We start from the raw sequence: 21,596 nt of genomic DNA, 5'->3' as shown, positions 1-21,596 counted from the left end.
CGTATTAGTATAATAGAAGTTTTGTAACAAAAAAGAGAAGGGAGAATGGAAATTATGAACAACGAGCAAGTATTAAACGTAACAAAAGGTGACTTCTTAGGATCAGCAAGCGGAGCAGTAGTATTAACAGCATTAATCGTATTTCTTTCAAGCGTATTAGTATAATAAAAATTTTGTAACAAAAACAAAAGAAGGGAGAATGAGGAATATGAACAAGGAACAAGTATTACAAGTAACAAAAATGGATATTTTAGTATCAGCAGGTGGAGCAGCAGTGTTAACAGCGTTTATTATATTCCTTACAAATGTATTAGTATGAGACATATAAATACAATCATCCAAAACAAATAAAGACTCTAGCATATTAGTAAGTAGTTAATATGTTGGGGTCTTTTTTGTTTTCTTCTATATATCCCTCCAAGTATTAATAGTTCCCCTTTACTTTAAAGAGAAAAAAGTCGAATTTTATATGTAAGAAAAAAAGAGGAATTTGACAGAAAAGATAGAAAATTTTAAAGGTCAGAATTTGTTAGCTTGCTAACTAATTTCTATTAACGAATGTTGGAAGCGTTTTCGGTTAGGTTTAATTATGGACCATTTAATCTATTTACAGGGGGATGAGGAATTTATGAAACAAAAATCTATGGATACGCTAGCTGCACAAATGGAGGACTTTTTTCCGGTACGCGATGTAGATCATTTGGAATTTTACGTAGGGAATGCAAAGCAATCAAGTTATTATCTTGCGAGAGCATTTGGATTCAAAATTGTAGCTTATTCTGGATTAGAAACAGGAAACCGTGAAAAGGTATCTTATGTTCTTGTGCAAAAAAATATGCGTTTTGTTGTGTCTGGAGCTTTAAGTAGCGATAGCCGTATTGCAGAGTTTGTAAAGACTCATGGTGATGGAGTGAAAGATGTGGCTTTACTTGTTGATGACGTTGATAAAGCCTACTCTGAAGCGGTGAAGCGTGGCGCTGTTGCGATTGCTCCACCTGAGGAGTTAACAGATGAGGACGGTACATTGAAAAAAGCGGTTATTGGTACGTATGGTGATACAATTCACACGCTTGTAGAGCGTAAAAATTATAAAGGAACATTTATGCCAGGATTCCAAAAGGTTGAGTTTAATATTCCATTTGAAGAGTCTGGTTTAATTGCTGTAGACCATGTAGTTGGTAACGTTGAGAAAATGGAAGAGTGGGTTAGTTATTACGAGAATGTTATGGGCTTTAAACAAATGATCCATTTCGACGATGATGATATTAGTACAGAGTATTCGGCGTTAATGTCAAAAGTTATGACGAATGGAAGTCGTATTAAGTTCCCTATTAACGAACCAGCAGATGGAAAAAGAAAATCACAAATTCAAGAATATCTTGAATTCTATAATGGAGCGGGTGTACAGCATCTTGCTTTATTAACAAGTGACATTGTGAAAACAATTGAAGTACTTCGTGCAAATGGCGTTGAGTTTTTAGATACGCCGGATACGTATTACGATGAGTTAACTGCGCGAGTGGGGAAAATTGATGAAGAAATTGATAAATTAAAAGAATTAAAGATTTTAGTAGATCGTGATGATGAAGGTTACTTACTGCAAATCTTTACGAAACCAATTGTAGATCGTCCAACTTTATTTATTGAGATTATCCAACGTAAAGGTTCTCGTGGATTTGGTGAAGGGAACTTTAAAGCGTTATTCGAATCAATTGAAAGAGAACAAGAGCGCCGCGGGAACTTATAGAATTTGTATCCACCAGCAAGAGGTCCTTTGCTGGTGGAAATTTCATTTTCATAGGGAGGAATCATGATGAAATTTGTTACATTCCGTCTCCCTTCAAAGGAAATGCGAGCTGGATGGCTTGAAGGTGACAAAGTAATCGATATGAATCTTGCTAGTGATGGAAAATTACCTTCTTCAATGTTCGCCTTTTTAGAGAAAGCGGATGAGTATGTAGAAGTAGTACGTAATATTAAGAATCCGGAAAAGGGTATATATTCCTTAGGGGAAGTACAACTCGCTGCGGCTATTCCTAATCCGAGTAGCATTCGAGATTTTTATGCATTTGAGCAGCATGTAAAAACAGCCCGCGGACGAAGAGGGTTAGACGTTGTACCTGAATGGTATGATATCCCGGTTTTTTATTTTACTAACCACCGTGCTGTTATTGGACCAGATGATTTTGTTACTGGGCCGAAGAAGTCTCAAAAGCTTGATTATGAGTTAGAGATTGCTTGCGTAATTGGGAAAGAAGGACGAAACATTTCGCGTGAGCAAGCAGAGCAATATATTTTTGGTTACTGCATTATGAACGACTGGAGTGCAAGGGACTTACAAGCAACAGAAATGAAAGTAGGACTCGGCCCAGCAAAAGGAAAAGATTTTGCAACTTCATTAGGAGCGTATCTCGTTACGAAAGAGGAATTAGACGTTTATCGTAATGGTGATCGTTATGATTTAGAGATGACTGCTCATGTAAATGGACAACTGTTATCAAAAGGAAATTTCCAAGATATTTATTATACATTCGCTGAAATGATTGAACGTGCTTCGGAAGACGTTACGTTATATCCAGGAGATGTGATTGGTTCTGGGACAGTAGGAACAGGATGTATTTTAGAACTTGGTACAGAAGAATGGCTACAAGATGGAGATGTTGTAGAGCTGTCGATTACTGGTTTAGGTACGTTACGTAATACGGTCAAAAAAGACATGAAAGCAGGTGATGGGCATGTTTTATCGTCACATGGGGGAGCTACCTCATAAACGACATGTACAATTTCGTAAAAAAGATGGATCGCTTTATCGTGAGCAGGTAATGGGGACAAAAGGTTTCTCTGGTACCCAGTCTATTTTGTATCATCATTATATGCCAACAGAAGTAGGGCATGCGGCATTATCGCATTCTTGTCAGTTACAGTATGAAGAGGATGTTGCTCTTGCTCATCGCCACTTCCGTACAAAAGAAAATAAAAAAACAGGTGATGCAGTAAGCGGAAGAAACTTTATGCTTGGGAATGAGGATTTATTAATTGGAGTAGTGACTCCAACAGAAAAAATGGATTATTTTTACCGTAATGGTGATGGCGATGAAATGTTATTTGTTCATTATGGAACAGGAAAAATTGAAACGATGTTTGGAACGATTCACTATAGAAAAGGTGATTATGTAACAATTCCAATTGGAACGATTTATCGTGTTATTCCAGATGAGGGGGAGACTAAGTTTCTTGTTGTAGAGGCAAATAGCCAAATTACAACACCAAGTCGCTATCGCAATGAATATGGGCAATTGTTAGAACATAGTCCGTTTTGTGAAAGAGATATGCGTGGACCGGAGAAATTGGAGACATATGATGAAAAAGGTGAGTTTGTCGTAATGACAAAGTCGAGAGGTTATATGCATAAGCATGTTTTAGGGCACCATCCGTTAGATGTTGTTGGATGGGATGGTTATTTATATCCGTGGGTCTTTAATGTGGAGGATTTTGAACCAATTACAGGTCGTATTCATCAGCCACCACCAGTACATCAAACATTCGAAGGGCATAATTTCGTCATTTGCTCTTTCGTACCGCGTTTATACGATTATCATCCAGAATCTATTCCGGCACCATATTATCATAGTAATGTGAATAGTGATGAAGTGCTGTACTATGTAGAAGGTAACTTTATGAGCCGAAAAGGTGTAGAAGAAGGTTCTATTACCCTTCATCCAAGCGGGATCCCGCATGGGCCACATCCAGGGAAAACAGAAGCGAGTATAGGAAAGAAAGAGACACTTGAACTGGCTGTTATGATAGATACATTCCGTCCGCTTCGTATTGTAAAACAAGCACATGAGACGGAAGATGAAAAATATATGTATAGCTGGATTGAAGAGGGTTCATATACTGTGAAATAAGTAAAAAGAGGCATGCTCACTAAGGGAGCATGCCTCTTTTATGGAATCGACATGTATAATAATACCAAAAAAAATATAGAAAGATATATAGAAAGAATGATAAAGATGGTGCATATTCAGAAGAATTTCTACTTATTTCGACAAAAGTATTGACTGGAAAAAGTGTTATGAGTAAAATGAAAAAGCGAATTAAAAATTTTCAGAAAATTTAAAACTTGGAGGAGCATGCTATGAAGCAAATTTTTCAAAAGAAGCCTCTTGCAAAGTTAATGCAAGAAAGTAAGCAAAAGACGTTAGCAAGAACACTGGGCGCATTGGATTTAACTATGCTTGGAATTGGGGCAATTGTTGGAACAGGTATTTTTGTTTTAACGGGCGTGGTAGCAGCGAAACATTCTGGACCAGCTATTATATTATCGTTTGCGATAGCCGCGTTAGCCTGTGCATTTGCTGCATTTTGTTACGCTGAATTTGCTTCTTCAGTTCCTGTCTCGGGCAGTGTGTATACGTATACGTACGCGACGATGGGGGAAGTATTCGCATTTTTAATTGGATGGGATTTAATGCTTGAGTATTTACTAGCTACCTCTGCTGTAGCAAATGGGTGGTCCGCCTATTTTCAATCTTTATTAAAGGGATTTGGGATCCATATTCCTACCATTCTCTCCTCGGCCCCTGGTACAGGAAAGGGTGGAATAATTGATTTACCCGCAGTTCTCATTATTTTAGTGATGACGGTTCTTTTATCTAGAGGTGTTCGTGAAAGTGCACGTATAAATAATATTATGGTATTTATTAAATTAGCAGTTGTTCTTATTTTTATCTTTGCTGGTTTTAATTATGTGAAGCCCGAAAACTGGACGCCTTTTATGCCATTTGGTTTAGATGGTGTAATGGCTGGAGCAGCTACAGTTTTCTTCGCATTCATAGGATTTGATGCAGTCTCAACAGCTGCAGAAGAAGTGAAACGTCCACAACGTGATTTACCAATCGGCATTATCGCATCGTTATTAATTTGTACTGTTCTTTATATCGTTGTTTCACTTATTTTGACAGGAATTGTTCCATACGGACAGCTAAATATATCAGATCCAGTTGCTTTCGCACTTCAATTTATTGGACAAGATAGTTTGGCGGGAGTGATATCAGTAGGAGCAATTACAGGAATTACAACTGTAATGTTAGTTATGATGTATGGGCAAGTTCGTGTTTCATATGCAATGAGCCGTGATGGATTATTGCCGAAGCGTCTTGCTAAAGTTCATCCGAAATTTAAAACACCATTTTTAAATACATGGACAACAGGTATTATCGCAGCACTTATTTCAGGATTAATAGATTTAAATGTTTTAGCACACCTTGTAAATATGGGGACTTTGTCAGCCTTTGCACTCGTAGCTGTTGCTGTCATTGTGATGAGAAGAACTCATCCTGATTTACCAAGGTCGTTTAAGGCGCCGCTCGTACCATTTTTACCAGCGTTAACGGTAATTTTTTGTTTATACTTAATGCTTCAGTTATCCGGCACAGCTTGGATTAGTTTTGGTGTATGGATGGTTATCGGTATAGCAGTTTACTTTTTATATAGCCGAAAGCATAGTGCCCTAAATAATAGTAAAAAAGAAGAAGATGTAGCAAATTTATAAGTGGAAAAATCCATTCTAATTCTGTTAGAATGGATTTTTTAATTTGAAAATTTACATTTTTCTGAATTTATTATAAGATAATTGTTGGTTAATTAAGGGGGTGGAAGTATGAAAAATACATGGCGTGAGTTAAGGGAGATGGATCGTAACGTATGGATTCGATTTATCGGTGAGACATTGAACGGAATTGCGATGATGATGTTAATGCCTTTTTTTGCACTATATTTAAAAGATAAGGTAGATTCTTTATTACAAGTTGGAATCATTATGGCGCTTTCTCCAATAGCTGCAAGCTTCGGCTCACTTATAGGCGGAAGAATAGCTGATATATATGGACGAAAGCCAATTATGATATTTTCGATGGCGAGTAATGCATTACTAATGCTCGGTTTTTTATTTATAGAAGGGTTTATTCCATATGCCATTTTATCTATTTTTTTAGGGTTAAGTAATTCTCTATTTCATCCAGCTGCATCAGCGATGGTTGCGGATGTAACGGTGCCAGAAAAAAGAACAGAAGCATATGGTTTGTTGCGGATGGGACACAATATTGGTGCTGCAATTGGACCGATAATGGGAGCATCAGTAGTTGTTTTATCAAAGAACCTCGTGTTTATTATTGCTTCATCCGCTATGTTGTTTTATGCACTACTAGTGTTAGTACTTATTAAAGAAACAATGCCAAAAATTACTGATATGACGGAAAAAAATAAAGAGAATGACTCTGGAGCAGTTTGGAAAATTTTGATGAGAGATAAGGCGTTAATGATTTATTTGTTAGCAGGGATCATTATTTCTATGGGGTTCTCTCAAACAGAAGGCATGTTGCCGCTGCACTTTGATAACGAAATGAAGGATATTTTTGGAGTCAACAACCCATACCCATATTTAATGGCATTAAATGGACTATTAGTTGTTTTATTTCAATTTCAAATTTCAAAATGGGCGACAGATAAACCTGTCGGAAAGACGATGTTATACGGTGCGTGTTTGTTCGGAATTGGTTTGTTTTTTATAGGGTGGTTACCGAAGTGGTTTGGAGAGTTTGATACAAATGCTACAATTATTTTAATGACGTTAATGTTTGTTTATGCCATATATACGTTAGGCGAGATGATTATGTCGCCTGTACAGATGACGTTTGTAGCGAATTTGGCCCCTGAGCATTTGAGGGGAACCTATATGGGGGCGGCGAGTTTGCAGTGGATTACAGGAAGTGCATTCGGTCCACTTCTTGGTGGTTTTCTATTGGATCGTTTGCTTGGTCACTACTTATTTACGATTTTAAGTGTAGGGTGTGTAGTTGCAGGCTTTGTATATGTTTCTTTAGATCGTCTTATTGAGCAGAGGCAAAAAGATACGCTTAAAAAACAGTCTTCTTAATAAAATGAAACTTTAATCAGTTTTTTTTCATTCTCCACAAATGGTAGGATAATATAGATGACATACACAAAAAGTGGATCTCTACATATTTTAGGTACATAACCAGATTAGATAGCAATTTTACTTTAAAGTTTAATTTTGTTTAGGTGTGTAGAAAATTAAAGAGGAAAAGTGTAGAAAACCAATAAGTGGTGTCTTTTAATTATTTGTGGAAGTTACATTTTATTTCAAATAGGAACTACCTATTTTTATAAAAAGTGCTAAAATAGAAAAATGAAAACAATTGGTTAGGGTGATTTCAGTGACAAAAATTAAATTAGGTTTATTATATGGTGGAAAATCAGCTGAGCATCAAGTTTCGTTACAAACGGCTCTTGCTGCTATTAAAGCGTTAAATCAAGATAAATTCGAGGTTCATCCAATTTATATTACAGAACAAGGTCAATGGGTACGCGGTGAGCGTATTGAAGGTGAAGTAACAGATGTTGAAGCTTTAAAAATGAGCGGTGCAGAAAATGCGATTTCTCCGTTATCATTAAGCACGGAAATTATTCCATCTGAAACTTCTGAGGAAAATGCTATCGACGTTATTTTCCCATTACTACATGGACCAAACGGTGAGGATGGAACGGTTCAAGGATTATTAGAATTAATGAACATTCCTTATGTAGGAAATGGTGTTCTAGCATCATCTGCCGGTATGGATAAAGTTGTTATGAAAAATATCTTTGCAGAAGCTGGTTTAAAACAAGCGAAATATGCATCTTTCATTCGTAGTGCATGGGAAAAAAATCGCGAAGAGGCTTATGACAAAGTAGAAGAGAAGTTAGGATATCCTTGCTTCGTAAAACCAGCGAATCTTGGTTCAAGTGTTGGTATTAATAAATGTAAAAATCGTGAAGAACTTGAGAGTGCATTCGAAGAGGCATTCCAATTCGACCGCAAAATTATTGTAGAAGAAAATATCGTAGGTCGTGAAGTAGAAGTTGGTGTACTAGGTAACGATGAGCCGAAATGTTCAGTTGTAGGTGAAATCGTACCGAAAAAGGATTTCTATGACTATAAGTCGAAATACATCGATGGTGATACAGCGTTAATTATTCCGGCTGAAATGACAGAAGAAGAGTCTAATGTCATTAAGCGAGATGCAATTATTGCTTTCCAATCGTTAGATGGTGCTGGTTTAACAAGAGCCGATTTCTTCTTAACGAAGGACGGAGAAGTATATATTAACGAAGTGAACACAATGCCAGGATTTACGCCGTTTAGTATGTTCCCTTTATTATGGCAACATACTGGATTACCGTATCCAGAATTAATTGAAGAGCTAATTAATTTAGCAATTGAGCGTCACGAAGAAAAACAAAAAATTAAATATACAATCTAACAAAAAAGGAGGAAGCACTATTCGAAGGAATAGTGCTTCCTCTATGTAAGGAGTGTTTTCATGATAAACCGAACGTTAAAACAAGTAGAACAGATGATAAATGGTACTGGATTAGCAAAGCAGTATGAGGGAATTACTATAAAAGGAGTGTCTATTGATACGAGAAAAATTGAAAAGGGAAACTTATATGTTCCGATTCAAGGTGAACGTTTCGATGGACATGCTTTTGTAGATAAAGCTGTTGAAAGTGGAGCTGTTGCTACATTATGGATGAAAAGTGTAGCAAATCCGCCTGAGAATCTTCCTGTTATTTTTGTAGAGGATACGCTATCAGCGTTACAAATGTTAGCGAAAAATTATCGCGATCAACTGGATGTTAAAGTTGTTGGTGTAACAGGTAGTAACGGTAAAACGTCTACGAAAGATATTGTAACGAGTCTTCTTGCAACTAAATTTAAAGTTCAAAAAACAGAAGGTAATTTCAATAATCATATCGGCTTACCTCTTACTATTTTAAACCTAGAAGAAAATACAGAAGTAGCTGTATTAGAAATGGGTATGTCAAGCCGCGGAGAAATTGAATTCCTATCCAAGTTAGCTCGTCCTAATGCAGCTATTATCACGAATATTGGTGAGGCGCATTTAATGGATTTAGGCTCTCGTGAGGCAATTGCAGAAGCGAAGTTAGAAATTGTTACAGGCTTACAAGAAGGTGGAGTATTCGTATACAATGGAGATGAGCCATTATTAACGAATCGTGTTCCAGAAATGAATTTAGCAGCTGAAACAGTTACATTTGGTGATGCGAGAGCAAATGATTATTATCCAACTACTGTAACATTACAGGCAACTGGGACACACTTTAAGATGAACAGAGATGAAACTTTTTCATTCTATCTACCAGTACTAGGGAAGCATAATGTATATAATACACTTGCTTCAATGGCAGTTGCGAAACATTTTTGTGTAACATGGGAAGAAATGAAAAAAGGTTTAGTAACACTTCAAATGACAGGCATGCGTATGGAAATTGTAAAAACAAATAGTGGTTTAACAATTATCAATGATGCTTATAATGCAAGTCCAACGGCTATGGAAGCAGCGTTCCACCTAATGAATGGTTTAGATGGATTTGCTAAAAAAATTGTTGTACTTGGTGATATGCTAGAACTTGGTGATCAAGAAGTACAATTCCATTATGAGGTAGGTAAATTAATCGACCCAGCAAAAATTTCATATGTATTCACATATGGTAGATTAGGGGCTCAAATTGCTGAAGGAGCGAAAATTAACTTCCCTAATGAACGTGTAAAGGCGTATGATAATAAAGAAGAGCTAGTAAAAGAGTTACAAGCAGTCGTTGATGTGAAAGATGTTGTATTAGTAAAAGCATCTCGCGGCATGAAATTAGAAGAAGTAATTACGATGTTGAAATAATTGGTGTATATAAATAGGGATGATAGCTACGAAAATAGAGGAAACTTATAATAAGCGCTTACAGTAAATATAAAAAAATAAAAGTGAAGAAAAAAGCTCTGAATATGAAAATAAGGTAACAGTTGGGTTTGCTTTTTGCACATACAAAACTTATAATTGATAAAGTGTAATAACGTTTAGAAGTATTTTCGTGTAGAAATACGCCCGTTTATATACGTGAGCATTCAGGAAAAGGGCTTTTCCGCCAATTCGGAAAATGCCTTTTTTTAAATGATAAGTATAGGATAGAAAAGGAGAAGTAACATTGACAACATTTCGAGAATTAGGATTAAGTGAATCTTTATTGCAATCTGTTGAAAGTATGGGCTTTGAAGAGGCTACGCCGATTCAAGCTGAAACAATCCCGCATGCATTGCAAGGTAAAGATATTATTGGGCAAGCGCAAACAGGTACAGGGAAAACAGCAGCATTTGGATTACCGCTATTAGATAAAGTAGATACTCGTAAAGAAGCAGTTCAAGGTATTGTTATCGCGCCAACGCGTGAATTAGCAATCCAAGTTGGAGAAGAGCTATACAAAATTGGTAAACATAAACGTGTTCGTATTTTACCAATTTACGGTGGTCAAGATATTAACCGCCAAATTCGTGCTTTAAAAAAACACCCACACATTATTGTTGGTACGCCGGGTCGTATTTTAGATCATATTAACCGTAAAACACTTCGCCTGCAAAACGTTGAGACTGTTGTTCTTGATGAAGCGGATGAAATGTTAAACATGGGCTTCATTGAAGATATTGAAGCGATTTTAACAGATGTGCCAGAAACACATCAAACATTATTATTCTCAGCGACAATGCCAGATCCAATCCGTCGTATTGCTGAGCGTTTCATGACTGAGCCTCAACACATTAAAGTAAAAGCAAAAGAAGTAACAATGCCAAACATTCAGCAGTTCTATTTAGAAGTGCAAGAAAAGAAAAAGTTTGACGTATTAACACGCTTACTAGATATTCAATCTCCAGAGCTTGCGATTGTATTCGGTCGTACAAAGCGTCGTGTTGATGAATTATCAGAAGCATTAAACTTACGTGGATATGCAGCAGAAGGTATTCATGGTGACTTAACACAAGCGAAGCGTATGTCTGTATTACGTAAATTTAAAGAAGGTGCTATCGAAGTTCTTGTTGCAACAGACGTTGCTGCACGTGGTCTTGATATTTCAGGCGTAACACACGTATACAACTTCGATATCCCACAAGATCCAGAATCATACGTTCACCGTATCGGTCGTACTGGCCGTGCAGGTAAAAAAGGTATTGCAATGCTATTTGTAACACCACGTGAATCAGGACAATTAAAAAATATCGAGCGTACAACAAAACGTAAAGTTGATCGTATGGAAGCACCGACACTTGACGAGGCATTAGAAGGTCAACAACGTTTAATCGCTGAAAAACTTCAAAGCACAATTGAAAATGATAACTTATCATACTACAAGCGTATTGCAGAAGAAATGTTAGAAGAGAATGACTCTGTAACAGTAGTAGCTGCTGCTTTAAAAATGATGACAAAAGAGCCAGATACAACACCAATCGCTTTAACATCAGAACCACCAGTTGTTTCAAGAGGTGGCGGTTCTAAAAAACGCGGTGGTAACGGAGGCGGATACCGTGATGGTAACCGTAATCGTAGTCGTGATGGACGCAGCGGTGGCGATGGTCGTAACCGTGATCGCAATCGTGATGGACGCGGCGGTGGCGATGGCCGTAACCGTGATCGTAATCGTGATGGTGGCAGTCGTGATGGTGGTAGTCGTGGTCGTAGAGGTGAAGGTCAAGGTCGCCCAGGATCTTCAAATGGACGCGGCGAAAGAAAACATCATAGCCGTCCACAAGCTTAATAAAAAAAGAGAATGCCCTTTGCTGGCATTCTCTTTTTTTTATTTCTGTAATTGTGCATACTACATAATAACTCGTATAGAAAAGGGGTGCCATATGCTTGTAAAACTCGGGTATGTCGCGATGAGTGTACATTTGAAGAATGCATCTCCATCTCAAACGATGACATATGCACAGTTTCAGCGGATTGATGATCGAGAGGCGGCGATTCGTAAGCTCGAAAGAATTGCTAATTCGAATTTGGAAAATTGTTTACGGTTATTAAAGCATAATAAAGGGCATGACATATCTTTCTTTCGGCTTAGTTCCAAGCTTATTCCTTTAGCGAATCATGAGGAGTTGTTAGAGTGGAACTATATTCGCCCCTTAAAAGAAAATTTAAAAGTGCTAGGTGAGTACGCTATTCGTATGAATATGCGAATTGATTTTCATCCGGATCACTTTGTTGTACTAAATTCACCTGAGGAGAGTATTTTCAAGCAATCTGTAAAGACATTGCAGATGCACAAAAAATTATTAAAGGGTATGGGAATTGAACATAAACAGAGATGTGTATTACATGTGGGAGGAGGTTATAACGATAAGGAACTTGCATTAGAACGTTTTATAGAAAATTGGTCAAGTGTTCCAAGAGGTATTCAAGAGATGGTTATATTAGAAAATGATGATACGACTTTCTCTCTAGAAGAAACATTGTATTTGGGAGAGAAATTAGATATTCCAGTCGTGTTTGATTTGCATCATCATATGATGAATAATGACCAGGAAGATTGGCATGAAGATTGGGCACGTGTTGTACATACGTGGGAATCGTCTTTGTTACCAGTAAAAATGCATATTTCTAGTCCTAGAGATGAAAAAGATCCGAGAGCACATGCAGATTTTATTGATGTAGATACTTTCTTATCTTTTTTGAAAAAGATAAAGGGGAGTGTTCCGCAAATTGATTGTATGATTGAGGCGAAGAAGAAGGATGAGTCTTTATTTCAATTAATGAGAGAGTTAAGTAAACAAACAGAGGTGGAAATTATCGATGGTGCGAGCTTCTATATTAAATGAGCTCTGCACCATCGATTTTTTGTCCCGCTATTTGTGGGAGTCGGGCTGCCCGTAAAATCCCCACCGATTAAAGTTTCACTTTATTAAAAAAGGGGTGCAAATACCACCAATTATCAATCCTGTTAAATGGCTTATAGGGTTGGCAGAAGGATTAAAGAAAGTAAATAGCAGTAATAGAAGTATCATGATTGAAAAAATAGCAATTTCTTTTGGGTTTGAAGAACGATATCGACTATACAATAAAAATAATTGTGCACCTAGCAATCCGAAAATACCACCAGATGCTCCGGCGTGAATATAGTCAAGAGGCATAATAATATAAGAAGAAATATTGCCGATAATGCCAGAAAGAAAAAAAATAATGATGAAAGAAAAATGTCCTAGTTGTTTTTCAATAGAAGAACCAAGAACAAATAAACAAATGCTATTGGAAAGAAAATGTTGTAAGTCTACGTGTACAAGTAGGGAAGTTATGACACGCCACCATTCTCCTTTAGCGATATATTCATTGTAGGCTGCCATGTGAAAGAGGGAAAAGTCGCTCAATATAATCGTGACTAATTGTATAAGAAGTAAAGAGAGGATGACTGGTTGTAATAGCATACGAGTAGATGGTATTAGCATGTTGTTAGTATCACTCCTTTTGCATCAGAAAGATTCTCTGTTATTCTTACAATATGAATGCAGAAAGCTAAATAGAAGAAGGGGATTTTGAAATGATTGTAGGGATTGGAATCGATATTATTGAATTGAATCGAATTGAAAAAATGCTAGATGGAAAGCTTAAATTTATGGAACGTATTTTAACCGAAAGTGAACGTAATGTTGCCAAGGAGCTGAAAGGAAGTCGTCTTACAGAATTTGTGGCAGGAAGATTTGCAGCAAAAGAAGCGTATTCTAAGGCGGTAGGAACTGGAATTGGGAAAGAAGTTAGTTTTTTAGATATAGAAATAAGGAATGATGATAGAGGTAAGCCGATTCTTATTGCAAATACAGAGCATATTGTTCATTTATCAATTAGCCATAGTAAAGAATTTGCTGTTAGCCAAGTTGTTTTAGAAAGCTCGTCACGCTAGTCTGCATATTTTATATCTTTGTCTCATATATTTGAGGTAGCGATAAGGAAGGCATATCTTCCATTCATTTATAGGGGCAAAGGGGCTGAAGTGATGAAAAGGCGTCTGTTTTTAGTTCTCATCGGTTTATTGACCGTTTTTGTGTTGGCGGGCTGTATGGAAAAGAAACAGGAAGATGTTGTGAGAGATTTAGAGGCAAAAGTTAAAGGTATGAAGAGTTATCAAGCTGAAGCGAAATTATCTATTAAAACAGGAAATGAGCCGCAGGAGTATAGTGTAGAAATTTGGCATAAAGAACCTTCGTATTATCGTGTGAATTTAAAGAATGCGAAAAAGGATCAGAGTCAAATTATTTTAAGAAATGATGAAGGGGTATTTGTATTAACACCTGCGCTTAATAAGAGCTTCCGTTTTCAAAGTGATTGGCCGCAAAATAGTAGCCAGGCTTACCTATATGAATCACTTGTGAGAGATATTTTGCAGGATAAGAAAAACCTTACTTTCGAGAAAACAGATAAGTATTATATTTTCAAAACAAAAACAAACTATCAACATCAAAATATGTTACCGAAACAAGAGATTACATTGAAGAAGAGTGATTTAACACCAGTTTCCGTGAAACTGATGGATAATGATCAAAATGTCCTTGTAAAAGTAGATTTCACTAAAGTAAAGTTTGATACAAATTTTGATAAAGGTGCATTTGATACGAAACAAAATATGTCCAGAGCGCAAGTAGATGTTCAGACAACAGCGAAAGAAGACAAACCGTTTGCTATTTTGTATCCACGTGACACGCCGCAAGGCATGACGTTGAAAGAGGAAGAAGAGTTGAAGACAGCCAGTGGCAAGCGTACGATACTCACATATACTGGAGGTAAGAAATCTTTTACTTTAATACAAGAAAAGGCAAAAGTTGCAGAGGCTTCATCAGCGGTAAGTGTAAGTGGAGAGCCGGTTGACCTTGGCTTCACGATTGGTGCATTGACGAAAGATTCTGTAACTTGGTCGCATAATGGAGTAGAATATATGCTCGTGTCTAAAGGTTTAGAGCCGAATGAGTTGTTGATGGTTGCTCGTTCGGTTACAGCGAAGCAGGTGAAGTAAACTTCTTAGACGTGGTGATATATGTGCACCACGTCTTTTCTTAGTTTGAAGGTGGATTTCATAAAAAGAAGCATATAAAAGAATAAGCTTCGCATATCGTGTATAAGGAAGTGTATTTATGGAAGAAGCACCGTTTTACCGTGACACTTGGGTGGAAGTGGATTTAGATGCGATCTATAACAATGTTACGCATATTAAAGAGTTCATTCCAAGTGATGTAGAAATTTTTGCTGTGGTCAAAGCGAATGCATATGGGCACGATTATGTACCAGTGGCTAAAACCGCATTAGAAGCAGGGGCAACAAGATTAGCAGTTGCTTTTTTAGATGAAGCTTTAGTGCTTCGGAGGGCTGGTATTACTGCACCGATTTTAGTATTAGGTCCTTCGCCTCCACGTGATGTAAATGTTGCTGCTGAAAATGATGTAGCATTAACTGTTTTTCAAAAAGAATGGGTGGAAGACGCGATAAAGCTCTGGGATGGTTCGTCAATAATGAAATTCCATATTAATTTTGATAGTGGTATGGGGAGAATCGGAATACGTGAACGTAAAGAATTAAAGGGGTTCTTAAAGAGTTTAGAAGGCGCTCCATTTTTAGAGTTAGAAGGAGTATATACACATTTTGCAACATCCGATGAGGTTGAGACTTCTTACTTTGATAAGCAATATAATACATTCTTGCAGCAGTTAAGTTGGTTGAAAGAATTTGGAGTGAACCCTAAATTTGTCCATACAGCCAATAGTGCTGCAACGTTAAGGTTTCAAGGGATTACATTTAATGCAGTGCGAATTGGTATTGCGATGTATGGGCTATCCCCATCTGTAGAAATACGTCCTTTTTTACCATTTAAATTGGAACCAGCGTTGTCACTTCATACGAAAGTTGCTCATATTAAGCAAGTGATTAAAGGGGATGGGATTAGTTATAATGTCACATACCGAACGAGAACCGAAGAATGGATTGCGACAGTTGCGATTGGGTATGCAGATGGCTGGCTTAGGAGATTACAAGGATTTGAAGTGCTTGTAAATGGTGAAAGGGTACCGATTGTAGGGCGAGTAACAATGGATCAATTCATGATACATCTGCCTTGTGAAGTGCCGCTTGGTACGAAAGTTACACTCATTGGAAGACAAGGCGATGAGTATATTAGTGCTACCGAGGTTGCTGAATATTCCGGGACTATTAATTATGAAATTATCGCAACGATCAGCTTCCGTGTACCGAGAATATTTATACGACATGGTAAAGTTGTAGAAGTAATCAATTATTTGAACAATATATAGAAGGTATTATTACTCAGCATCTCGTCATTTGGAGGAGTTTCACTAATAAAGAATAGGCTCTTTTTTGCTGGGTAGCTTCTTTTTATAATTGTTATTAATATAAGTTACAACGAAATAATACTGAAGGATTGCTTGATTTCTTGTTTAAAAAAGATAAAAAGTAAAAGAAGATGAATGTTTTATTTATGAATTGGAAAACATAAGCAAGGAATAAGGAAGTCTTTGCAACAGGCTCCATACAATGGTATTATTACAATAGGTGTCATATATATATTTGGGTGTGTAGTTGACGGTGGAGGTGTATTTTTGTGTCCGAATCAAGTGTAACTACTGAAATCGTGGTTCGGTTGCCAAAGCAAATGGTAACGGAATTGGACGGAATTGGAAAACAAGAGAATAAGAATCGCCATGAACTAATTTGCCAGGCAACAAAACTGTTATTGCGTCAACATAAGACGAAGAAACGCTACCAACATGAATCAATGCGACGTGGGTACATTGAAATGGGAAAAATTAATCTTGGTATTGCATCTGAAGCTTTCTTAGCAGAGTATGAAGCAGCTCATACAGTAGAACGCTTAGTTAGCGGGGGGTAATATTTTGATTGTAAAACGCGGCGACGTGTATTTTGCAGACCTTTCCCCAGTTGTTGGTTCTGAGCAAGGAGGCGTTCGTCCGGTTCTTGTCATTCAAAATGACATCGGAAATCGTTTTAGTCCGACTGTGATTGTAGCGGCTATTACTGCACAGATTCAAAAAGCGAAATTACCCACTCATGTGGAAATTGATGCGAAAAAGTACGGTTTTGAGAGAGATTCTGTTATTTTACTTGAGCAGATTCGAACAATCGATAAGCAGCGCTTAACGGACAAAATCACTCACTTAGATGAAGTGATGATGATTCGTGTAGATGAAGCGTTACAAATTAGTTTAGGACTAATAGATTTTTAAATCGGCAGTTTAAGTTGCTCTCTTTACAGGGCAACTTTTTTTTATTATAGAGGAGGTTACGGTTGGATATGGAAATGGTAGATAATCGACAAGGGTTAATGAAAATGTTAGTGAAAGAATTAGGCTTTACAGAAAAGCAAGTTCGTCATGTTATTCAATTAACAGAAGAAGGTAACACAGTTCCATTTATCGCTCGTTACCGAAAAGAATGGACAGGATCTCTAGATGAGGTGCAGATTCGTGCAATCTTAGAAAGATGGCAATATATGATGCAACTAGAAGATAGGAAAGAAGAGGTTCTTCGTCTTATTGGTGAAAAGGGGAAACTAACCGAAGAATTACGTCGTCATATTGTTGCTGCAACAAAACTTCAGGAAGTAGAAGATTTATATCGTCCTTATAAAGAAAAAAGAAGAACGAAAGCTACAATTGCTAAAGAAAAGGGATTAGAACCGTTAGCTGAGTGGTTATTGTTATATAAAAAAGAAAATCCAGCAGAGAAGGCTATGGAATTTGTTGATAGAGAAAAAGAAGTGGAATCTGCAGAAGATGCTTTGCAAGGTGCACAGGATATTATTGCGGAACTTGTTTCGGATAATGCGTCATATCGTAGTTGGATTCGGAATACTACTTTTCGAAAAGGGATTATGTCTTCATCTGTAAAAGATAAAGAAAAAGATGAAAAGAATATATACGAAATGTATTATGATTATGAAGAACCGTTGCAAAAAGTAGTGCCTCATCGAGTGTTAGCGATGAATCGCGGTGAAAAGGAAGATGTATTAAGAGTTGCTGTTGTTACACCGACTGAGGAAATTAATCAGTTTTTACATAAAAAAATGATTCGTGATGAAGCTTCTAAAAGTGCGCACTATGTACAATTAGCGATTGAAGATGGATATAAACGATTAATCCAACCTTCAATAGAAAGAGAAATTCGTAAAGAATTAACAGAAACCGCTGAAGAACAAGCGATTCATATTTTCTCTGAGAATTTACGTAACTTATTATTACAGCCTCCAATGAAAGGGAAAGTTGTGCTAGCGGTAGATCCGGCATATAGAACAGGTTGTAAATTATCAGTAGTAGATGATACAGGGAAAGTTCTTAACATAGATGTTATTTATCCGCATCCACCTGTTCGTAAATATGAGGATGCAAAAAAGAAAGTTCTTTCAATTATAGATAAATATCAAGTTGAAATGATAGCAATTGGAAATGGTACAGCTTCCAGAGAAACTGAAGAATTTATAGTAGATGTCTTGCAAAATGTAAAACGGGATGTATTTTATATTATTGTAAATGAAGCGGGTGCTAGTGTATATTCAGCATCTGATTTAGCTCGTGAGGAGTTCCCAGATTTACAGGTTGAAGAAAGAAGTGCCGTTTCTATTGGGAGACGTCTACAAGATCCGCTTGCTGAGCTAGTGAAAATTGACCCTAAATCTGTAGGAGTAGGACAATATCAACATGATGTATCACAAAAAAGATTAAATGAATCGTTAACATTTGTGGTAGAGACAGCTGTTAACCAAGTTGGCGTTAATGTAAATACAGCTTCAGTTGCGTTGTTACAATATGTTTCAGGATTATCAAAAACAGTTGCAAAAAATATTGTAGCTAAGCGTGAGGAAGATGGGAAATTTACGAAACGTACTGAATTAAAGAAAATTCCTCGTTTAGGTGCGAAAACATATGAACAATGTATTGGATTTTTACGTATATTAGAAGGGGCGAATCCGTTAGATCGCACGGGGATTCATCCAGAACAATATAAAAATGTTGAATTGCTATTAAAAAGTCTAGGGTTATCAAAGAATGATGTAGGTAAACCGAACTTGCAGAAGAGTTTAGATGGAGTAGATGTTTCTAAATTATCTCAAGAGACGGAGATTGGCGAGCTGACTTTGGTTGATATTATTGAGGCTTTAATTAGTCCGGAACGAGATATGAGGGATGAGTTGCCAAAACCACTTCTGAAAAAAGGAATTTTGAAATTAGAAGATTTAAAGCGTGGTATGGAGTTAGAGGGAACGATTCGTAATGTTGTTGATTTCGGTGCCTTTGTTGATATAGGTGTAAAGCAAGATGGCTTAGTACATATTTCTAAACTCAGCAAACAATTTGTAAAGCACCCGTTAGATGTTGTATCCGTAGGGCAAATTGTAAAAGTATGGGTAGATGATATTGATACGAAAAAAGGTCGTGTTGCATTATCGATGTTACCAATTGAATAGTAAGTAAAGAGAGCAGGTGAAACTGCTCTCTTTTTATGGATAGGAAAGTTTCGTTGATTATGAGCTTTGATGTATTTTACTATAATAAAACCAGCATTCATTTAGTAATTTGATTTGATACCGGTTTTTTTCGAAGTATGCACGTTGCATTTGTTTCTTTAGCCACGTAGGCATAGGAATCCCTCCTTGTTTAATCCTGCTCTCAAACATCTCTTCTTAATTAGTTAAAGAAATATTGATGAGAGGTTGGTGAGTGGATTTCTATTAATGCTTTATTTTTAGAAATCACGCTTCTTGAATGAGGATGGGTATATGTACTATTTAATATATGTATAGGAAGGGAGAAAAGTGTAAAAAAATTTTTTGTTTAGGAGGAATGAGAATGGATGAGCAAAAAATTCAGAGGTTAGTGGAAGAGGTATCGTTACAATACTTTGGGATGCCGTTTTTACATAAAGCGATGTTTAATAGTAGGTTACGTACAACTGGTGGGCGCTATCTATTGAATACTCATAATATAGAACTGAATTATCGATATTACGAAATGTATGGCAAAGAAGATTTAGTCGGGATTGTTAAACATGAACTTTGTCATTATCACTTACATATCACAGGAAAAGGGTATAAGCACCGAGATAGAGATTTTCGTGAGTTATTAAAGAAAGTGGGGGCACCCCGTTTTTGTAAACGAATGATTAATGAAGAGAAAAAGGAAACAAAAGTTTATACGTATGAATGTACGGGATGCTCACTTCAATATGTAAGAAGGCGTCAAATAAATACACAAAGATATGTATGTGGAAAATGTAAAGGGCAACTAAAACTGGTAGTGAAAACATCTTGACAGTGAAAACGCAATCCAGTATAGTATAAACATGTCACGTTTGTACAAGATGTTGTGAAAAAACTTCTTGACTTACGGTGATAATTTTTATAAGATACAAATTGTCTTTATTATTCCGCAGTAGCTCAGTGGTAGAGCTATCGGCTGTTAACCGATCGGTCGTAGGTTCGAGTCCTACCTGCGGAGCCATACAGAGAAGTACCCAAGTGGCTCAAGGGGCTCCCCTGCTAAGGGAGTAGATCGCTAACGCGGTGCGAGGGTTCGAATCCCTTCTTCTCTGCCATACATACTGGCCCGTTGGTCAAGTGGTTAAGACACCGCCCTTTCACGGCGGTAACACGGGTTCGAATCCCGTACGGGTCACCACTTCGGAGGATTAGCTCAGCTGGGAGAGCACCTGCCTTACAAGCAGGGGGTCGGCGGTTCGATCCCGTCATCCTCCACCATATAAACTATATAAATAATATTATCGCGGGGTGGAGCAGTACGGTAGCTCGTCGGGCTCATAACCCGAAGGTCGCAGGTTCAAATCCTGTCCCCGCAACCAATGGTCCCGTGGTGTAGTGGTTAACATGCCTGCCTGTCACGCAGGAGATCGCCGGTTCGACCCCGGTCGGGACCGCCATTTTAACTTCTGCTATATAGCAGTTGTTTTTTATTGGACATTATGGTACAATAACATTTGTCTTTGGAAAGAAGATAATTATTTCGATGGGCTATAGCCAAGCGGTAAGGCAACGGACTTTGACTCCGTCATGCGCTGGTTCGAATCCAGCTAGCCCAGCCATTTACGAGCCATTAGCTCAGTTGGTAGAGCATCTGACTTTTAATCAGAGGGTCGAAGGTTCGAATCCTTCATGGCTCACTTTTGTTTTTTCCGCGCGGTCGTGGCGGAACGGCAGACGCGCTAGGTTGAGGGCCTAGTGGGGGAAACCCCGTGGAGGTTCAAGTCCTCTCGGCCGCATCAAAAAAATCTTTTTAAAAAAGTACTTGCATTTGAAAATGTAGTATGATAAGATAATTGAGTCGCCAAAACACAACGACGAAAAAACATCATGAATAAGCGCCCGTAGCTCAATTGGATAGAGCGTTTGACTACGGATCAAGAGGTTAGGGGTTCGACTCCTCTCGGGCGCGCCAATTACGGGAAGTGGCTCAGCTTGGTAGAGCACCTGGTTTGGGACCAGGGGGTCGCAGGTTCAAATCCTGTCTTCCCGACCACGCGGGTGTAGTTTAGTGGTAAAACAAGAGCCTTCCAAGCTCTGGTCGAGAGTTCGATTCTCTTCACCCGCTTTTAGTTCTTTGAAAACTGAACGAAACAAACAACGTGAACGTCAATTTTTATTTTTAGATGCTAGACAAACTAACTTTA

At 37.6% G+C, this 21,596-nt stretch carries 20 protein-coding genes and 12 tRNA genes; 30 read left to right on the top strand and 2 right to left on the bottom strand.

Annotated elements, in window-relative coordinates:
- Positions 1-54: 54 nt before the first annotated feature.
- The 11 genes from JDS80_RS27945 (at position 55) to uvsE (ending at position 12,721) form a co-directional block, all read left to right on the top strand.
- Complete coding sequence (locus tag JDS80_RS27945) at positions 55-165, top strand: DUF3948 family protein (protein WP_001058532.1); 111 nt, start codon at positions 55-57, stop codon at positions 163-165.
- Between the two features lie 43 nt (positions 166-208).
- Complete coding sequence (locus JDS80_RS27940; RefSeq protein ID WP_002113412.1) at positions 209-319, top strand: DUF3948 family protein; 111 nt, start codon at positions 209-211, stop codon at positions 317-319.
- Positions 320-628: 309 nt separating this feature from the next.
- A complete protein-coding gene (hppD, locus tag JDS80_RS27935; protein WP_071744531.1) occupies positions 629-1,747 on the top strand; it encodes a 4-hydroxyphenylpyruvate dioxygenase in 1,119 nt (372 codons plus the stop codon).
- 66 nt (positions 1,748-1,813) lie between these two features.
- Positions 1,814-2,770, top strand: a complete 957-nt coding sequence (locus JDS80_RS27930; RefSeq protein WP_199640520.1) for a fumarylacetoacetate hydrolase family protein — start codon at positions 1,814-1,816, stop codon at positions 2,768-2,770.
- On the top strand, positions 2,736-3,908 hold the full coding sequence (locus JDS80_RS27925) for a homogentisate 1,2-dioxygenase (protein ID WP_071744533.1): 1,173 nt from the start codon (positions 2,736-2,738) through the stop codon (positions 3,906-3,908). The genes JDS80_RS27930 and JDS80_RS27925 overlap by 35 nt, the downstream gene beginning before the upstream one ends.
- 230 nt (positions 3,909-4,138) lie before the next feature.
- Positions 4,139-5,554, top strand: a complete 1,416-nt coding sequence (locus JDS80_RS27920) for a branched-chain amino acid transporter BcaP (RefSeq protein WP_071744534.1) — start codon at positions 4,139-4,141, stop codon at positions 5,552-5,554.
- A 108-nt stretch (positions 5,555-5,662) separates the two neighbouring features.
- Complete coding sequence (locus tag JDS80_RS27915) at positions 5,663-6,937, top strand: MDR family MFS transporter (RefSeq protein ID WP_199640519.1); 1,275 nt, start codon at positions 5,663-5,665, stop codon at positions 6,935-6,937.
- Positions 6,938-7,238: 301 nt separating this feature from the next.
- Positions 7,239-8,324 carry a D-alanine--D-alanine ligase gene (locus JDS80_RS27910; protein WP_071744536.1) on the top strand — a complete coding sequence of 362 codons (1,086 nt, stop codon included), beginning with the start codon at positions 7,239-7,241 and terminating at the stop codon, positions 8,322-8,324.
- 60 nt (positions 8,325-8,384) lie between these two features.
- A complete protein-coding gene (murF, locus tag JDS80_RS27905; RefSeq protein WP_199640518.1) occupies positions 8,385-9,761 on the top strand; it encodes a UDP-N-acetylmuramoyl-tripeptide--D-alanyl-D-alanine ligase in 1,377 nt (458 codons plus the stop codon).
- Between the two features lie 304 nt (positions 9,762-10,065).
- Positions 10,066-11,664: a degradosome RNA helicase CshA gene (cshA, locus tag JDS80_RS27900; protein ID WP_071744538.1), complete on the top strand. Its 1,599-nt coding sequence runs from the start codon at positions 10,066-10,068 to the stop codon at positions 11,662-11,664.
- 94 nt (positions 11,665-11,758) lie between these two features.
- A complete protein-coding gene (gene uvsE, locus JDS80_RS27895) occupies positions 11,759-12,721 on the top strand; it encodes a UV DNA damage repair endonuclease UvsE (RefSeq protein WP_199640517.1) in 963 nt (320 codons plus the stop codon).
- A 75-nt stretch (positions 12,722-12,796) separates the two neighbouring features.
- Here uvsE and JDS80_RS27890 read toward each other — a convergent pair whose 3' ends face one another.
- Positions 12,797-13,345, bottom strand: coding sequence for a rhomboid family intramembrane serine protease (locus JDS80_RS27890; RefSeq protein ID WP_199640516.1), 549 nt, complete (start codon positions 13,343-13,345; stop codon positions 12,797-12,799).
- A 92-nt stretch (positions 13,346-13,437) separates the two neighbouring features.
- On the opposite strand from JDS80_RS27890, the gene acpS reads away from it, so the two are divergent.
- From acpS to JDS80_RS27860, 6 genes are all read left to right on the top strand, one after another.
- Entirely contained in the window at positions 13,438-13,797 is a 360-nt protein-coding gene (acpS, locus tag JDS80_RS27885; RefSeq protein WP_199640515.1) for a holo-ACP synthase, read from the top strand.
- Positions 13,798-13,953: 156 nt separating this feature from the next.
- Positions 13,954-14,904, top strand: coding sequence for a LolA family protein (locus tag JDS80_RS27880; RefSeq protein ID WP_071744546.1), 951 nt, complete (start codon positions 13,954-13,956; stop codon positions 14,902-14,904).
- A 118-nt stretch (positions 14,905-15,022) separates the two neighbouring features.
- Positions 15,023-16,192, top strand: a complete 1,170-nt coding sequence (alr, locus tag JDS80_RS27875; protein WP_002139858.1) for an alanine racemase — start codon at positions 15,023-15,025, stop codon at positions 16,190-16,192.
- Between the two features lie 308 nt (positions 16,193-16,500).
- Positions 16,501-16,788, top strand: a complete 288-nt coding sequence (locus JDS80_RS27870) for a CopG family ribbon-helix-helix protein (protein ID WP_071744542.1) — start codon at positions 16,501-16,503, stop codon at positions 16,786-16,788.
- A gap of 4 nt (positions 16,789-16,792) precedes the next feature.
- On the top strand, positions 16,793-17,143 hold the full coding sequence (gene ndoA / locus JDS80_RS27865) for a type II toxin-antitoxin system endoribonuclease NdoA (RefSeq protein WP_000635963.1): 351 nt from the start codon (positions 16,793-16,795) through the stop codon (positions 17,141-17,143).
- Positions 17,144-17,211: 68 nt separating this feature from the next.
- On the top strand, positions 17,212-19,380 hold the full coding sequence (locus JDS80_RS27860) for a Tex family protein (RefSeq protein ID WP_199640521.1): 2,169 nt from the start codon (positions 17,212-17,214) through the stop codon (positions 19,378-19,380).
- Between the two features lie 57 nt (positions 19,381-19,437).
- Here JDS80_RS27860 and cmpA read toward each other — a convergent pair whose 3' ends face one another.
- On the bottom strand, positions 19,438-19,554 hold the full coding sequence (gene cmpA, locus JDS80_RS27855; protein ID WP_001143642.1) for a cortex morphogenetic protein CmpA: 117 nt from the start codon (positions 19,552-19,554) through the stop codon (positions 19,438-19,440).
- A gap of 208 nt (positions 19,555-19,762) precedes the next feature.
- On the opposite strand from cmpA, the gene JDS80_RS27850 reads away from it, so the two are divergent.
- The 13 genes from JDS80_RS27850 (at position 19,763) to JDS80_RS27790 (ending at position 21,517) form a co-directional block, all read left to right on the top strand.
- The gene (locus JDS80_RS27850) at positions 19,763-20,224 is read left to right on the top strand and encodes a SprT family protein (RefSeq protein WP_071744543.1); all 462 of its coding nucleotides are present in this window, start codon (positions 19,763-19,765) and stop codon (positions 20,222-20,224) included.
- 114 nt (positions 20,225-20,338) lie between these two features.
- A tRNA-Asn gene (locus JDS80_RS27845) sits at positions 20,339-20,413 on the top strand.
- A 3-nt stretch (positions 20,414-20,416) separates the two neighbouring features.
- Positions 20,417-20,507: transfer RNA gene (locus tag JDS80_RS27840), tRNA-Ser, on the top strand.
- 8 nt (positions 20,508-20,515) lie between these two features.
- Positions 20,516-20,590 (top strand) — tRNA-Glu (locus JDS80_RS27835).
- A 4-nt stretch (positions 20,591-20,594) separates the two neighbouring features.
- Positions 20,595-20,670, top strand: a tRNA-Val gene (locus tag JDS80_RS27830).
- 24 nt (positions 20,671-20,694) lie between these two features.
- A tRNA-Met gene (locus JDS80_RS27825) sits at positions 20,695-20,771 on the top strand.
- 2 nt (positions 20,772-20,773) lie between these two features.
- A tRNA-Asp gene (locus JDS80_RS27820) sits at positions 20,774-20,849 on the top strand.
- A gap of 87 nt (positions 20,850-20,936) precedes the next feature.
- Positions 20,937-21,011, top strand: a tRNA-Gln gene (locus JDS80_RS27815).
- 5 nt (positions 21,012-21,016) lie between these two features.
- Positions 21,017-21,089, top strand: a tRNA-Lys gene (locus tag JDS80_RS27810).
- A 16-nt stretch (positions 21,090-21,105) separates the two neighbouring features.
- Positions 21,106-21,188 (top strand) — tRNA-Leu (locus tag JDS80_RS27805).
- Positions 21,189-21,287: 99 nt separating this feature from the next.
- Positions 21,288-21,364, top strand: a tRNA-Arg gene (locus JDS80_RS27800).
- Between the two features lie 4 nt (positions 21,365-21,368).
- Positions 21,369-21,445 (top strand) — tRNA-Pro (locus JDS80_RS27795).
- 1 nt (position 21,446) lies between these two features.
- Positions 21,447-21,517: transfer RNA gene (locus JDS80_RS27790), tRNA-Gly, on the top strand.
- The last annotated feature ends 79 nt before the right edge of the window (positions 21,518-21,596 follow it).

Source organism: Bacillus cereus group sp. N8, assembly GCF_016483685.1.
Lineage (GTDB): Bacteria > Bacillota > Bacilli > Bacillales > Bacillaceae_G > Bacillus_A > Bacillus_A proteolyticus.
The sequence above is the reverse complement of the archived record's forward strand: the minus strand, read 5'-3'. Positions and strand labels throughout refer to the sequence as shown.